Annotated in this window: 18 protein-coding genes; 11 read left to right on the top strand and 7 right to left on the bottom strand. The window is 69.0% G+C overall.

The window, feature by feature from the left end; all coding sequences use genetic code 11:
* Positions 1–186: 186 nt before the first annotated feature.
* A complete protein-coding gene (locus OG218_RS15030; protein WP_328294036.1) occupies positions 187–705 on the bottom strand; it encodes a GNAT family N-acetyltransferase in 519 nt (172 codons plus the stop codon).
* Positions 706–1,053: 348 nt separating this feature from the next.
* On the opposite strand from OG218_RS15030, the gene OG218_RS15035 reads away from it, so the two are divergent.
* Both OG218_RS15035 and OG218_RS15040 read left to right on the top strand, forming a co-directional pair.
* Positions 1,054–1,947: a CARDB domain-containing protein gene (locus OG218_RS15035; RefSeq protein ID WP_328294037.1), complete on the top strand. Its 894-nt coding sequence runs from the start codon at positions 1,054–1,056 to the stop codon at positions 1,945–1,947.
* 415 nt (positions 1,948–2,362) lie between these two features.
* Positions 2,363–3,373, top strand: a complete 1,011-nt coding sequence (locus tag OG218_RS15040) for an LGFP repeat-containing protein (RefSeq protein ID WP_328294038.1) — start codon at positions 2,363–2,365, stop codon at positions 3,371–3,373.
* A 139-nt stretch (positions 3,374–3,512) separates the two neighbouring features.
* On the opposite strand, the gene OG218_RS15045 is transcribed toward OG218_RS15040, so the two are convergent.
* Positions 3,513–4,436, bottom strand: coding sequence for a DNA-3-methyladenine glycosylase family protein (locus tag OG218_RS15045; RefSeq protein WP_328294039.1), 924 nt, complete (start codon positions 4,434–4,436; stop codon positions 3,513–3,515).
* 445 nt (positions 4,437–4,881) lie between these two features.
* Here OG218_RS15045 and OG218_RS15050 point away from each other — a divergent pair, with 445 nt between their 5' ends.
* From OG218_RS15050 to OG218_RS15080, 7 genes are all read left to right on the top strand, one after another.
* Positions 4,882–5,796: an SDR family NAD(P)-dependent oxidoreductase gene (locus tag OG218_RS15050; protein ID WP_328294040.1), complete on the top strand. Its 915-nt coding sequence runs from the start codon at positions 4,882–4,884 to the stop codon at positions 5,794–5,796.
* 170 nt (positions 5,797–5,966) lie between these two features.
* Positions 5,967–6,554 (top strand): YceI family protein, encoded by a 588-nt coding sequence (locus OG218_RS15055; RefSeq protein WP_328294041.1) that lies wholly within the window; start codon positions 5,967–5,969, stop codon positions 6,552–6,554.
* Position 6,555: 1 nt separating this feature from the next.
* Complete coding sequence (locus OG218_RS15060) at positions 6,556–7,263, top strand: hypothetical protein (RefSeq protein WP_328294042.1); 708 nt, start codon at positions 6,556–6,558, stop codon at positions 7,261–7,263.
* A 64-nt stretch (positions 7,264–7,327) separates the two neighbouring features.
* Positions 7,328–7,510, top strand: coding sequence for a hypothetical protein (locus OG218_RS15065; protein WP_328294043.1), 183 nt, complete (start codon positions 7,328–7,330; stop codon positions 7,508–7,510).
* 144 nt (positions 7,511–7,654) lie between these two features.
* Complete coding sequence (locus tag OG218_RS15070; RefSeq protein ID WP_328294044.1) at positions 7,655–7,876, top strand: hypothetical protein; 222 nt, start codon at positions 7,655–7,657, stop codon at positions 7,874–7,876.
* Between the two features lie 201 nt (positions 7,877–8,077).
* On the top strand, positions 8,078–8,467 hold the full coding sequence (locus OG218_RS15075) for a VOC family protein (RefSeq protein WP_328294045.1): 390 nt from the start codon (positions 8,078–8,080) through the stop codon (positions 8,465–8,467).
* 193 nt (positions 8,468–8,660) lie between these two features.
* Entirely contained in the window at positions 8,661–8,903 is a 243-nt protein-coding gene (locus OG218_RS15080) for a hypothetical protein (protein ID WP_328294046.1), read from the top strand.
* Positions 8,904–9,106: 203 nt separating this feature from the next.
* Here the strand turns inward: OG218_RS15080 and OG218_RS15085 are convergent, their stop codons facing one another.
* The 3 genes from OG218_RS15085 to OG218_RS15095 form a co-directional block, all read right to left on the bottom strand.
* Positions 9,107–9,679: a hypothetical protein gene (locus tag OG218_RS15085; protein ID WP_328294047.1), complete on the bottom strand. Its 573-nt coding sequence runs from the start codon at positions 9,677–9,679 to the stop codon at positions 9,107–9,109.
* Between the two features lie 241 nt (positions 9,680–9,920).
* On the bottom strand, positions 9,921–10,619 hold the full coding sequence (locus OG218_RS15090) for an RNA polymerase sigma factor (protein WP_328294048.1): 699 nt from the start codon (positions 10,617–10,619) through the stop codon (positions 9,921–9,923).
* On the bottom strand, positions 10,616–11,536 hold the full coding sequence (locus OG218_RS15095; protein ID WP_328294049.1) for a hypothetical protein: 921 nt from the start codon (positions 11,534–11,536) through the stop codon (positions 10,616–10,618). The genes OG218_RS15090 and OG218_RS15095 overlap by 4 nt, the downstream gene beginning before the upstream one ends.
* Before the next feature lie 197 nt (positions 11,537–11,733).
* Here OG218_RS15095 and OG218_RS15100 point away from each other — a divergent pair, with 197 nt between their 5' ends.
* Positions 11,734–12,444 carry a SigE family RNA polymerase sigma factor gene (locus OG218_RS15100; protein WP_328294050.1) on the top strand — a complete coding sequence of 237 codons (711 nt, stop codon included), beginning with the start codon at positions 11,734–11,736 and terminating at the stop codon, positions 12,442–12,444.
* Positions 12,444–13,595, top strand: coding sequence for a hypothetical protein (locus OG218_RS15105; protein ID WP_328294051.1), 1,152 nt, complete (start codon positions 12,444–12,446; stop codon positions 13,593–13,595). Before OG218_RS15100 ends, OG218_RS15105 begins: the two co-directional genes overlap by 1 nt.
* A gap of 163 nt (positions 13,596–13,758) precedes the next feature.
* On the opposite strand, the gene OG218_RS15110 is transcribed toward OG218_RS15105, so the two are convergent.
* Positions 13,759–14,109, bottom strand: coding sequence for a type II toxin-antitoxin system PemK/MazF family toxin (locus OG218_RS15110; protein WP_442906510.1), 351 nt, complete (start codon positions 14,107–14,109; stop codon positions 13,759–13,761).
* Entirely contained in the window at positions 14,106–14,324 is a 219-nt protein-coding gene (locus tag OG218_RS15115) for a ribbon-helix-helix domain-containing protein (protein WP_328294053.1), read from the bottom strand. Before OG218_RS15115 ends, OG218_RS15110 begins: the two co-directional genes overlap by 4 nt.
* Positions 14,325–14,484 lie beyond the last annotated feature (160 nt).

Raw genomic sequence — 14,484 nt, forward strand, 5'->3', positions numbered from 1 at the left:
TCGCCGGCGACGAGGAACGCGTCCTCATCGACTGGACCGACGCCTCAGGGGTTCTGCAGTACCACGGTCACCTCGACGCTGACGGCTGGAGGTCGTCTCCGAGCAGCAGCACCGGCGAGCCGGCGCGCGACGTCAAGCCTCCGACCGGCCCGGCTTCCCCCTCGAGGACGAGGGGTTCCTGGCGTCTCAGCTGACTGCAGCGAACAGCAAACTGTCCTCGCGCCGCCCGCGGATGATCAGGTGGCTGCGCATCAGCGCCTCCTGCTGCATGCCGATCTTGCGCAGCACACCGGCTGAGGCCGCGTTGCCCGGCCGGCACGTCGCCTCCACCCGCGCCAGACCCAGCCTCGTCTGCGCGAACTTCAGCACCACGGCCGCCGCTTCAGTGGCGTACCCGTGACCCCACGCCGTCCGCGCCAAGGCGTACCCCATCTCGCCACGGCGGTGTTCGGCGCTGCTCACCGTCACCGAACACGCACCCACGACGGCGCCGGCGACCGTGACCGCCCAGGTGAAGGAGGACCGGTCCTCCTGTCCGCCGGCGGTGACCATCTCCTCCAGGAAGGTGCGGGTCTGCTCCACGGTGTTCGGCCCCCAGGACACGTGACGGCACACCTCCGGATCAGCTGCGTAGGCGTGCACCGCCTCGAAGTCCTCCGCGGTGAAGGCGCGCAGCACCAACCGCTCCGTCGTCAGCTCAGGCACCGACCCAGCCTACGAAGACACCACCACGAACGCACGGTCGTCCCGCGAGACGCGGCGATCTTCAGCAGCACGGTGACGTTGCGGTCCTGCTGTCGTCCGGAGGGCCTGGTGTTGTCCGGAGAACCTGCGGGCGGTGTGGACTCCGCCGCTGAACTGTCGTCGCGGGTCGATTCCGTGAAGATCACTCACCGGGAGCAGACCGGGGCTACGTTGTCCCGTGGTCACGCGCTCGCGGGATCCGAGAACCGTTGGGGACACCACGTGAACGACCAGTTCCAGTCTGCCGTCACACCGCCGGAACCGTCTCGGCGAGGGCGCGGACGAGGACGCGACCGCGTCACCGTGGCGGTGAGGACGAGGAAGAAGGCGGCGGTGGCGGCGGTGGGGGCCGCGCTCGTGGCCCTCCCCACGACCGCTGATGCCGCGACCACCGGACCCGACCTGGTCGTCACCTCCACCCAGTGGGCTCCGGTGCAGGCGGTGGCGGGACAGCAGGTCCGCTTCACCGCGACCATCACGAACAAGGGCAAGTCCCCGACCCCGGACGGTGTCATCAGCGGAGTGGCCTTCGCCGTCGACGGCAAGCTGCAGACGTGGTCCGACACCACGACCTCCGCCATCCAGCCTGGGCAGTCGGTCAAGGTCACCGCCAACAGCGGACCGACCGCCTCCCCCACCTGGCAGGCCACCGCCGGCCGGCACACCCTGCGGGCCTTCGTCGACGACGCGGCCCGCATCGAGGAGACCCGGGAGGACAACAACACCCGAAGCGTCACCTTCGAGGTCGCGGCGGGGTTGAGCGTGCAGACCTCCGTCGGGGGTTTCCTGGTGCAGATGGCGAAGTCGCCCGGTCCCACGCTGTTGACGACGAGCGTCACCGGCGACGCCTACGCCGGTTGCTTCGCCGCTGACGGGTCCTTGACGGAGGGCAGCGAACGGTTCGTGACGACCTTCACCGTCGGTCGCGACGTGCCGAACTACGGCGGCAAGTTCTTCGACGGGATGAGCTCGGTCGCAGCGGGCGTGACGCGGCAGCAGGTCGGCGTCGACTTCTCCCGGATGATCTACGCCAACCAGATCCAGTACCCCTGGGTGCTGGGTTGCGCCGCCGGCACCACGCCGGGGTGGACGGGTTTCCACGCCGGTTCGGTGACGGTGACGCGCTGGCCCGGGGAACTGGGGACGTCGGGGCCGAAACTGGCGCAGGTGACGAAACCCTTGGACACGATCCTGGCGATCTGAGCCGGCTCGGGGGACACAGGGCCACCAGCAACTTAGTCCACCCGGAGCAGCCCATCCGGGAAGTGTCGTGACGTCGTCGCCGTCCGCTCGCACGATGAGCGGACGGCGGCGCGATCCACCCTGCTGGACGAAACGCACGAGTGGGCGACACCGCTCGCGGTCAGCAGGAGCGTGCGGGGTGGGGACGCAACTCATCAGCGAGTGACTCGCTGAGTGGTGGGGGTTCGAACCCCCGTGCGCGGCGGCGGCAGAGCGGCGGTCGAGGTGATGCATCCCCGAGACGCCGAACCCCGCTGCACGGGATGCTCGGGGCGGTGGCTCTCGCTCGTGTCTCACCTCAACCTGGTAGGGAGGGCTCGTGTGATGAGAAACCCGGACGGTGATGACGAACGAGCGGGTGCGAAGGAGTGACGACATGCAGACGACAACGCCGCGCACGGCAGTGACCGCAGCCCTGGCGGCGGTGGTGGTGGCCGCTGCTGCGTTCGGGTGCGGAACGGGAACTGCGCACGCCACGACCTACCCAGGACCGCAGGGCCCCCGCGATGTCCACGGGGCGATCGAGCAGGAATGGCTGCACCTGCGCGCCGACCCGGGTGCCTTCCAACCCGGTGCACCACTGACCGATGAGCTTCGCACCCCCATCAAGACCGGGGCCTTCAACCACTTCGAGCGCGCCTCGATCTATTGGAGCCCCACCACCGGCGCGCACGAGGTGCACGGCGACTTCCGCACCTGGTGGGCCTCGCTGGGCTGGGAGAACAGCTACCTGGGTTTCCCCCTGACCGGGGAGCTGCCGGCGGTCGGAGGGGTCTACCAACGCTTTCAGGGTGGGCAGGCGTACTGGTCCGCTGAGACCGGTGCCCACGCCGTGCACGGTGACTTCTTCTCCTACTACGCCAGTCAGGGCTGGGAGCGCTCCTGGCTGGGCTACCCCCTCACCGAGGAGTACCCCGTCGCCGAGGAGGGTGGGCTCAGTGGTGAGGTGGCGCAGGACTTCCAGGGCGGGACGTTGCTCTGGAGTCCGAGCACGGGGGTCATCTCCCCACCACTGCGGGTGGATCTGAGCGTCAGTCCCGACGTGCGTGCCGGGGAGGCGGTCGTGTCGCAGTTCACGGTCACCAACACCGGCCGCGAGACGATCAGTGGTGCGGTGCTGGACGCGGTCGCCCTCGCCTCCGGTGAGGGCGACCTGCGGGGTTTCGACGACTACCCACCGGAGTGCGACTACGCCGGACTCAGTCACCGCTACTGCCAGCTCGGGGTGTTGGGCGCAGGCCAGCAGCGCACCTTCCGCATGGTGACCTCGACCACCGCCGCGGACGCAGGCTTGGTCTTGTCCGTCCTGGGCAGCGTCGAGGAGCGCGGAGACGATGAGCACACGTTTCTCAGCAACCACGTGAACCGAGGGGTCGCCCTGCACTGAGGTGCCGGCCCACCGGAGAACGGCATCCGGTGCCGCGCGGTCATGACGACGTCCGCGACCCGGTGCTCGGTGCAGGAGGCCGACGGCGCCTCGGTGCACGCGCCGACCCGGCTGTCGGCCGCGCTGCAGGCGGCCGAGTTCAGCGTGACCCTCTGCGGGCGGCGGCTGCGAGGGTGACCCTGGCCCCGCGGGCGATCTCGCCGGTGCTGGCCTCGCGGTCGACGCGGAGCAGCACGGCGACCCAGGTCCGGTACGGGGCCCAGGCGCGGGCCACGGAGGCCAGCTCCTCGACGTCGGCTCCGGGTAGGTCGTACAGCTGGCGCATCGAGTCGTGCAGGCGCCCCTCGCTGGTCGGGAACCGGTCCGGGTGGCCCGCACCCCGCACGACCACGAGCTCGGCGGAGAAGGGGCCGATCCCCGCCAGCAGGCTGACGTCGGCGACCGCCTCCTCCGCAGACATCGCGCGCAACCGGGCGCCGTCGAGCCGCCCGTCGAGGGCGGCCTCGGCGAGGCCGCGCAGCCGTTCCCGCTTCACGTCGGGCAGCGGGAGTTCCCCGGCCACCTCGCGCAGCACCGCGGCGGACGGGAACGCCGCCACCGGACGGCCGGCGACCTCGGCGGCCTCCCCCCAACGGGCCCGGATGCCCGCGACGACCCCGGCGGCCTGGGTGATCCGCAACCGCTGCGTGACCACGGCCCAGCAGGCCGCCTCGTAGGGCGAGTAGAAACCGACCGGTCGCAGTCCGGGGTAGGAGGCGAGAAGCCGACCGACGACGGGGTCCCGGTCGGCGACGGCGGGGAAGCCGGTGCCGTCCACGTCCAGGGACAGGACGCGAGCCAGGTGGTCGGCGAACCCCGGCGGCTCGGCCCCCACGACCTCGGCGTGGACCACACCGTCGCCAGACTGGGTGAGCGCGACACCGGTCGTCGCGCCGCGGCCGTCGGGCGCGAACGCCAACCGGAGCGGGCCGTCCTCGACCGTCCGGCCCGCGGGGGCGAAACCGTCCAGGAAGCGCCTGCCGGCGGCGAGCGAGAACGGTCCGCGGGGGGTCAGGTTCAGCACGGTGACAGGTCTACCCCACCTCTACGACATCCCGGCCCGGCCGACCACTCCTCAACGAGTCAGATCACCGGTCCTGCCGCCCGTCCAGACGCCGGCGTTGCCCGCTCAGGCGGGGTCGACGTCGACGATTCACCATTGCCCAGAACGGTCTCGAGATCGCCATCCCAATCCTCAGGTCCTGCCTGTGGCAATCCTCACAGGAGACTTCCCTTGCCCGATTCCGTCAGTTCTGGGCAACCGAGCGCATCTCGAACTCACTGGAACGAACAGGTCTCGAGCGGGTTGTGCTCAGATCGTTCGCCTCATGGTGAAGTGGTCGCTCGACACGAGCGGTCCGGGGCTGGAAACCCACGCCCCTGACTCGTGTTCCCGTCTCCTCGTGCGCCATCGGCGAGGTGCTCGCTCTCGCGAACCAGGGTCTGTCCCCCTCCTGGAGAGAACCACCATGACCGAGGCGAAGTTGCCCACAGCCACGCCCCCCACATCAGGCACCCCCGCGACAGCTCGCGCGACGGTCGACGCGCAGGAATCCGCCGACGAAGAGACCACTACCGTGGTGGAGAGCAGCCCTCGACCACGCTCGTTGTTCGACAAGACGATGATCGTGACCGGGGGCGGACGTGGTCTCGGCGCCGCCATCAGCACAGCCCTCGTAGCTGCCGGGGCTTCCGTGGTCATCACCGGCCGCGACGAGACGTCGCTGCACACCCACGCCGATCGACTGGGGCCCTCCTGCACCTACCTGGTGGGTGACCTGACCGAAGCGGACGCCGCGGCTGTCCTGGTTCGTGAAGTGCTGCAGCGACATGGCCGCATCGACGGCCTGGTCAACAACGCCGGGATCGCACCGTTCCAACCCGTGCAGCACCTGCAGGCGTCCACGATCGATCACGTCCTGGCCTTGGACGTACGTGCTCCACTGCTCCTGATCGCGGCAGCTGCACCGTACCTGCAGCCAGGCGCCGGCATCGTCAACATCTCCTCCGCGATGGCGGCCGTGGGCCAGCCGACGACCAGTCTGTACGCCGCGGCCAAGGGTGCGCTGGACGCCGCCACCCGAGCCCTGGCGGCAGAGCTGGGACCTCAGGGTGTGCGGGTCAACGCGATCCGCCCCGGGCTGACGCGCACTGATGCCACTGCCTTCGCCTACGACGACCAGGCCGGTATGGATCGCTTTCTCCGCACCCTCCCCCTCGAGCGGGCCGCGACCAGCGAAGAGGCCGCCGCGCTGGTGCTGTTCCTGCTCAGTGACGCGGCCTCGTTCATCACCGCTCAGATCATCGCGGTCGACGGTGGCTACACGGCCACGGACCTCTCGGTGCTGGGAGCACACGGGCTCTTCAGCTCCGCGGTCTCCTGAGTACCCCCAGCGCAGGCAACAGATGGCCTGAAACGACGCTCACCGCGTGAAGCGCCCTCGCTCGACGGTGAGTCCTCGAGACGAACCCGAGGAACAACCTCGGAGAGACGTCGCCCGTGAAGCACCCAACCTGTTCTCGACAATCGAACTGGACCTGGAGACCGAGACCCATGGCACAAGCATCCGGCAAGTACGTGACGGGGACCTGGATCATCGATCCACAGCACAGCACGGTGAAGTTCTCGATCCGCCACTTGATCACCAAGAAGGTGCCAGATGTCTTCACCGAGTTCGACGGCCGGATCGTGACCCGTCCCGACGTCACCAGGTCCTCCGTCCAGGCGAGCATCCAGGTGCGCTCGATGAACACCTTCGACACCCGGCGTGATGACGGAACCCGCTCCAAGGACCCGTTCGACGCCGAGAACCACCCGGCGATCACGTACACCTCGACCGCCATCACACCGAGCAACGACGACGTTCGAATCCACGGCTCCCTCACCATGCGCGGCGTCACCCGCCCCGTCGTGCTGGAGGTGACACAGATCCGGTTCGAGCGCGACGCCGAAGGACGCCACGACGTCCGGTTCCGTGCGACGGGGCAGGTGAATCGTCAGGACTTCGGAGTCCGCTTCGGCGTTCCCCTCGATCGACAGGGGGTCTTGGCGGGCAACCGGGTCGACATCGAGCTCGGAGTCACCGCTCGCCTGCTCGACGACCAGGACGACGAGCTCGTCACAAGAGCCGGAGGTCACTGACATGGACGACGTCAACTTCGTCGAGTTTCCCTTCCTCGTCGTGGTGAAGGCAGACGCCGACCCACACGATGCAACCGACCCACGCGGTGCAGGGAACAGGTGGACTGGCCTCGTGGCGTCCACCGAGGCGCTCGCACGGCCGCGACCAGGGTACGGCGGCGGGATCTGGCTGGCGCAGGGCCAGGTGCTCGGTCCGCCCCCAGCCCCTGACACCGAACTCCTCACGGGGTTCTTCTTCTGGCGCAGCAGCAGCGACGCCGAAGCGTTCGCCGTGGAGCTGAGTCGGACGCAACCCGGTGACGAGTTCGTCGACGACCTCGTCGTCGACGAAGGGATCTACCAGTTCGCCGCCTCGATGACTGCGAGTCCGGACAACGTGACCGGACTCGACCCATCGAGCGCTCGGTCCGACCCGGCGAACGAGATCATCCGGCTGACACCCGACAGCGGTAGACAAGGGTGGGTCGGCGAGTACAACGAGAGCGAAACGCGCGACCACACCAGGCATCTCGACGGATTCGTCTCGGCGAGCTTCTTCCGCGACCTCCGCAGCGAGCGAATCGTCGAGCACGTGCAGTGGCGCTCAGCCGCCGACTTGACCGCGGCGTTCGACGACGCACGCTTCGCCGAGCACCTGAGCGTGAACAGTCACTACTCCACCGGGGAGGCTGTCCTCTTCGGAGAACGACTGGCCGACGACGCCGTGTGATCGTCACCGCTCGCGCGGCGTCCGTGCTTCACGGGGCAAACCCGTCTCGCTCGTACCAGGGACCGTGACCGCGACGACCGAGGCGAGGGTCCAGGGACTGCGCCTGGGACTCACCGGCGGAGCGATCGTCCTGCTGCCCACCCGTGATGAGCCCGAGGGGCCAGAGATCGCCATGCTCTTCGGCTTCGAGGACAAGGGTTGGATGTGTCGGCGGCGCGGCGAGGAAACCTTCGAGCACCTCACCTGATCTTCCGTCTCACCACGAGCTGCGTTCCTTCGGCGTACTCACGACTTCACGGTCATCCCGCGATCTGCGCGCTCGTGGCGCCGATCGCGTGACGTCGAACGAAGATCGCGCATCGACGTGTCGTCCGTGCGGCAAGGTGTTCTCGTGGCCCAGCATCGGCGTCAACTCAGCCGGACCGAGGAGGTTTCGCGTCTCGCGGGAGCGATCCTCTTCGCCTTGGTGGTGGCAGTCGGCCTGTGGTTCGCCTTGCGCGAAGTCGTGGATGGGAACTACGCCAGCGTCATCACTGCCGTGGCTGCTGGTGCGCTCAGCACCGCCTGGACTTCGTGGCGTCGTGAGAAGCGCTCCTCGAACCCGAAGCAGTAGCTCCCCACATCGCGGTCATCCCGCGATCCGCTCGGCCGGCGACACAGTGACCATGCCGATCTCCGGATGGCTCTGGAGCAGCTTCCGCAACGGTCGCCACCTCGTCGAGGAGCGTGGGCCGGCGTCAGGTGCTGGGGCGAGGTGACGACCGAGCCGTCCTGAGAACCGATGACTCTTGCAGCGTCGCGAGGTCTGAGCGCCATGACGATGACAACGACCGTGATCAGCGTTGCGCTGCCGGTGGCGGACCAGGACGCCGCCCTGGCCTTCTACACCGGCGTCCTGGGGTGCGAACTGCGCTACGACGTGGAGGTGTGGCCGGGGGCACGCATGGTGGAGGTGGTCCCGCCGGGCTCGCGCGTGGGTCTGGTCCTGCTGCCACCGGACACCCCGCTGCCGATGGCGCTGCGGTTGGGTACGCGCGACGCCGACGCCGCGTACGAACGGCTGGCAGGCGCGGAGGGTGTGGTGCTTCACAACGCGGAGGTCCTGCGCTGGGACGGCGTGCCGGCGATGTTCCACTTCAGCGACCCCGACGGCAACCAGCTGGTCTACCTCCAGGAGACGCCGATGCCTGACGACGACGCCTGACCACGGCGGAACGCCGGCGATGCCCGGCAGACGGGAACGCCGGCGCGATCAACCGTTTTGCCCTGTTCGTCCTCCAACACCGCCACCGCCGCCGGCAGAAGGTCACACCCAGGACGAGCACCCTCAGTGGTGCCTGCAGAACAAACCCGCAGAAGTGCATGATCAAGACGAGTAGTCGTCACCGAGGAGAGACATGAGCACCTGGCCCAGCACCTACCCACGTCGGTTCGCCGTCGCCGCTGCGCTGTGGGCCGTCGGCGTTTTGGCGGGGTTTCTGGTCATGAAGGTCCTCCACGTACCCGTCTCCGTGCACGGGTGGACCTCGACAGTGGTTGGTTCCTCGATCTCCGGTCTCATCTTCGTCTTCGGCATGGCGGCTCGGGCGAAACCGGGGCAATCGCTGTGGCGACCGGCGCGGCCTGGCCAGAAGCGCTGACCGCCCCAACGGAAGGAGCGACCACTGCCCGGTGTCGCTCCGGCCTTTGCCGCTTCGGCCTTCGTTCGACTTCGCGCTCATTCCGCGGTGCGCGCGAAGCGCACGGTCATCCCGCGTTGTCCGCGGTCGGCGACGTCGCGGTCATGACGAATTGCGCGTGCTGTCATGACCAGCAATCGAGCATGGGATAGATGACCGATCGCTCAAGTGATGGCGTACCCGAGGACCGCGACGGCGCCCTCCGCAGGGACCACATCGACGTCGAAGCCCTCATCGTCCGTTCCCACCTCGAACGTCGCCTGCGACATCGACCCCTGCACCGAACAGGTGGTCGAGACCGGAGTGACACTCACTTCCTCGCCGTGCCCCGTGCGCACGGTGATGCTGACCTCGACTTCTCCTCGGCCCGCGCACACCACCTCCAGGAGCCGGCTCCCGACCGCTACGCCCTGCCCGAAGGAGCTGCCCCGCAGGTTCTGCACTTGCCAACCCTCGGGGGTGTCCGCACCGGTGACGATGTCGGAGGACCCGAACACCACGTCGGTGCGGGAAGGCAGTGCTGCCTGCGCTGCACTCCGGTACTCGGCGATCTCAGCCGAATGATCCTCTGCCCGAGGACCGCTCGACTCCGTCACGACAGTGCTTCGCGTCGTCGGAGATGTCGTCGGCTGCACCGGCGGGTTGCTGTCGGCGCCGTCCGAGCAGGCCGCGGCCATCAGCGCGACACCGGCCAGCAGTCCAGCGCCTACCGCGCGAAAGCATCGACGATCGTTCACCGGCGCAGGCTGACACAACTGACCACGCTGAGGTGGATGAATGATCCAGAAACCTGTCCGCGAAGGAATCGATCGACGTCGCGGTCCTGGCGCGCGGGCAATGTCACGTCCTGTCGCCAACCAGCAGCCCTCGACCCGGTCCTGATGAGTCGTCGCGTCGAGCTGGGCCCAAACAATGGGCGCATGGGAGGTGCAGGGTATGGATCAGGGTGCCGCACCGTATGTGAACGCTGACCTACCCTCAGCACCTCGTCTCAGGGACATCGTGAACATCAGGTGCGGTCTGCACACCAAGGTCGGGAGCAAGACGCAAGATCGGTGGGCCGTACGCCTCGAGCAACGACAGGAGCCCGTCGTGGGTCCGCAGGCGGCGGCGGGCACGGTGCAGTCGAACACGTGCTGCCCCGGAGCTAATCCCCAAGGCCCGCGCCGCTTCACCGCTGCTCAGCCTGTCCAACACCGTCAGCAGCAGTAGTTCCCGATCCACCTCTCCCAAGCCGGCGAGGGCCTGATGCAGCACAACGGCCTCTGCTGAACTTCCCGTGACGTTCCCGTCAGCGACGACGAGACCGCCACCCTCCCAGTCCATCCGCATATCGCTCGGCTCGTGGGTCAGATCTTCCAGAGATACGTGAGCCGGTGCAGCGCGGTGGTACTCAGCCAGAACCCGGCGCGCGATGCCGTACAGCCACGGCCGCCGCTGCCCCGCAGGGGGCAGGACGTTGCGACGACGCCAGGCCACCAGGTAGACCTGCGCGAGCAGATCCGCTGCCTCAACGGCGCCAGTGCCCCCGGCCCACCCGCCACTTCGTCGGTGCAGGTAGGCGAGCAGATCCGCCCGGGTCTGGCGGTACAACTCCTCGAAGGCGGCCTCCTCCTGCGTCTGCCGCGCCGAGCCAGGGCCCTGCACCGCGTCCACCTCCTGACGCGGTGCGCTCATCGCGGCGGTCCTGCATAGTCGGGGTCCTCGTTCATCGCCGGGGTGTACTCGGGGAAGCAGCTGTAGTCGTGGGCCACGGCGTCCAGCACCGCCTGACGCTGCCCGCCTTGCGCGGCGGTGACGATACCCGGCACCCATCCGAACTGGGTCGGGCTGCCCACTCCCTCATCACCGAGGTAGCCGGTGGGACTGGGGTCGGGGTCAACCTCACGCACTGCCGGCCACTGCAGCGACCCGGCCAGTGCCGCGGTGGCAGCGTCCCGGGCCACGCGATCACGAGAGCTGTCCGCCGCGACCCAGGCGTCGGCCCAGGTGCAGATGGCGTCACGCGCCACCCAGGCCCGCGCGGCGCTGTCACTGACCTGCGCATTCTTCTCGCTGCGCAGGGACCCCGTGACCGGCTCGGCTTCGCGCAGGTCTTCATAGCCTGGGGCGTAAGGGATGTCGGCGATGAGTTCACGCATGACCTGCACCCGGTCATCGCCCTCGAGGTTCAGCAGTTCCCCGGAACCGGCGGCCTGCATCTGCCACCCGCTGGTGTGCTGCCCGGTGCGGGTGGCCAGGTAGGTGCTCGCCGCGGCGGTTCCCGCTCCGGCCAGCAGCACCGCGGTCGTGATGGCGCTCGTGCGCGCCACCCGCCGGCGTCGACGCGCTCGGGCGTCGGCGGCAGCGATCACGTCGAGGCGCCGCGCAGCGACCTGAGCTGGCCGCGCCGTGCCCGCCGTGCCCGCTGTGCCCGCCGTACTCTCCGCGTTCCTCCCTCCCGTTGCGTCTGCCGTGCGGTGCTCCTCGGCCATCCCCGCGCGGATCGCCTCCCACGCCCGTTCGTAGATGTCCTCTACGGTGACGGCGTCCAGCGGGGCCGGATCAGCGTGACGCAGCAGCCGCGTCAGGCGCTGCTCGTCGTGTTCGCCCATGACATGCCTCCTCCAGCGACTCCCGCTGAGTCGCCACACCTCTACATGTCGCTCCCGTTACACCGCCCCTGCTGCACCGCCCCCAGGTCGCAACGTGGACGGAGACACCACAAAGCTGGGGATGTGCTGTCAACCATCCAGCGCCGTATGGCGTCTGTGATGGTGACCTAGCCAGCACAGAGTGAAGGACGGCCCCCGTGAACCAGCCAGGGCACGACCCCCAGCCGGGCCCTGCCCCCAGCTCTACACCGCACCCCACCCACCCCAGCCATCAGCAGCGCGACCGCGACTTCGAGGACTGGGCAAGCACACACGTCGACCACCTGCTGCGCACCGCGCTGTTCCTCACCGGCGACCACCACAGCGCCGAGGACCTCCTACAGGACACCCTCGAACGCACCTACCTGCACTGGCGACGAGTACAAGAGCCTGCCGCTTACGCCCGTACCGTCATGGCCCGCGCTGTCACCGACCGCTGGCGCCGACTGGGCCGCCGCCCCCGTGAGGTCACCCTTGATGCCGTCTTGGACGCGGTGGGATCCGACCAGCACGGCCACCGATCCAGCTCGACGGGTGAGGACGCCGCGGTCCGCTACGCCGACCAGGACGAAGCCTTCACCGCGTTGCGCCAGCTTTCGCCTCGTCAGCGGGCGGTGCTGGTGCTGCGCTACTACGAGGACTGGACCGAAGCCCAGATCGCCGACGCGCTGAACTGTTCCACCGGCACGGTCAAGACCCAAGCCTCGCGCGGCCTGGCCCGGCTGCGGCAGCTGCTGGGTACTGCCCGTGCGGACCCACCCGACATCAGCACCAGCAGTACCGGCACCGCCGCCCTGACCTTTGCCCTGTCTCCCCATGTCCTCGCCCCCTCCCAGCACCCGGTTCCCTCGTCCGAGGAGCGCACCTGATGAACCCCCACGACCCCCACGACCGCTACGACGCCAGCAGCGACGACGTGACCGCGCGCCGTCTGCGCTCAGGTCTGGACGCCGCCGGCCGCGGGGTGCACGCCCCGGCCGGGATGGTCAGCGCCGCCCTGCGCGGTGGCCAACGTCGCCGCCGTCAGCGCCGCGCCGCGATCGCCGCGCCCATCGCCCTGGTCGCCGTCGGCGCGCTCGGCCTGAGCTGGGCCCAGCCCTGGACCGGTGGGCAGGTGCGCACTGTCCCGGTCGCCGAGCAGGTCCGCGACGGCCAGCGCGCCGCGGCCACCGTTGACGACGTCCTGGCTCAGCTGCCCACCGAGAAGGGCATCGGACCGGCCCAGGAAGTGCTGATCGACCGGTGCCTGGCCGCGCAGGGCCTCGACGTCGAGCGTGCACCGGTCACCCTTGACCCCTCCGATCCCATCGCCGACGCGGCGGGGGGCGTGGACATCGAGGACCTGACAGCGTGGACCGCGCACGGCACCGACTACGGCCTGAGCACCGCCATCCGCGCGGCCCTGGCCGACCCCGGCGTTGGTGAACTGGGCGACTTCGTCCACGGCATCCCGACGGGCTACGAGCAGGCCGTCTACGGGGACCCGAGGGTGGAGGTGACGGTGCGGCTGGAGAACAACGGCAGCCTGACCGTGGCGACCACCGGCTGCTTCGGCCAGGCCGTCCAAGAGCTGTACGGCAGCGATGTGGAGGCCTATACCCGCACCTCCGTCGCGGTCCGGCCCCTGCGCGAGGAACTCCTCACCCAGGTCGCTGCTGACGGCGAAGTTGAGGATGCCACGAAGCGGTGGTCGCAGTGCATGAACGCCCGCGGCTACAGCGTGACCACCCCCGCGGACCTACCGGTGCAGTTGCAGGCCGCCCGCCGGGACCTTCTGCTGCACAAGCAAGATGGAACCAAGGCCACCAACGCTGACCTGACCGCGCTGGCCGAGACCGAGACCGCCTTGGCCGACGCTGATCGGAACTGCAAGGACACCAGCGCCTTGGGCTCGGTCCTCGCTCAAGCCCTGGTGGAGCACTGGGCGCCGCTAGCCAGCGCCCACGCCGAGGACCTCGCGGCCTACTGGGTGATGACCGATCACGCCCGAGATGTCGCTGCGGAGGTCAACCCCCGCTGAGGACGCAGCTCGGGGTGCTGCTCGGCGCCACCACGCCCGCCGACGGATATGTCCGTACTTTGCGATGCGTTCAGGAGGGGAACGCATCGCAGAGAACGGCCACCGCGAGGAGTTACTCGACGTCACGGTCATCCCGCGATGGGGGTCGTTCTCGTCACCAGCCTCAGAGATCCAGGTGCAGCCGCAAGGCGTCGTCGAGGGCGTCCAACGCCTCGAACGGCAACCGCCCCAGCGCCGGCCCCAGGCGATCGACCGACACGGCGCGGACCTGCTCCGCTTGAGCCTTGGAGTCGAGGTTCAGTCCGGTGTCCTCTGCCGCGAGGAACACCTGGAAGGGAAACACCTTGGCCGTGTTGCTGGTCACCGGGACCACGGTGATCACTCCTCGCCCCAAACGCTCGGCGACCGCGTTGGCCCGGTCGTTGCTGACCACGACCGCCGGTCGGCGCTTGTTCGCCTCGCTGCCCTGGACCGGGTCGAAATCGACGAGGCGTACTTCTCCGCGGCGCATCAGCGCAGTCCGTCGGTACCGGCGCCTTCCCACACCTCACGGTCCCCGGAGTCGTCCCAGTCCTTCCACGCGGCGGCGTAGTCCTGCTCCAACTGCTGGTGGGTCAGTGCCCGGACGGCCCGCTGGATCGCCGCGGATCGAGACGGCAGACCGGTCGCGCGGACGTGTTCGTCGAGGGCGGCGACGTCGGCTTCGGAGAGGCTGATGCTGAGCTTCACACGGAAATGCTACCCGGGTAGCACCGGTGGTGCCACCCTCCGGACATCCCGCTGGTCGCGCGCCTCCCATGCGACGCCGAGTGACAGCGAGGCGCAGTAAAGGGATGGCGGTACACCTTCCCTGCCGATACGACTGGACGATCCGCGGCCTCAACCTCAC

Source organism: Kineococcus sp. NBC_00420, assembly GCF_036021035.1.
In the GTDB taxonomy this organism is placed as follows: Bacteria; Actinomycetota; Actinomycetes; order Actinomycetales; family Kineococcaceae; genus Kineococcus.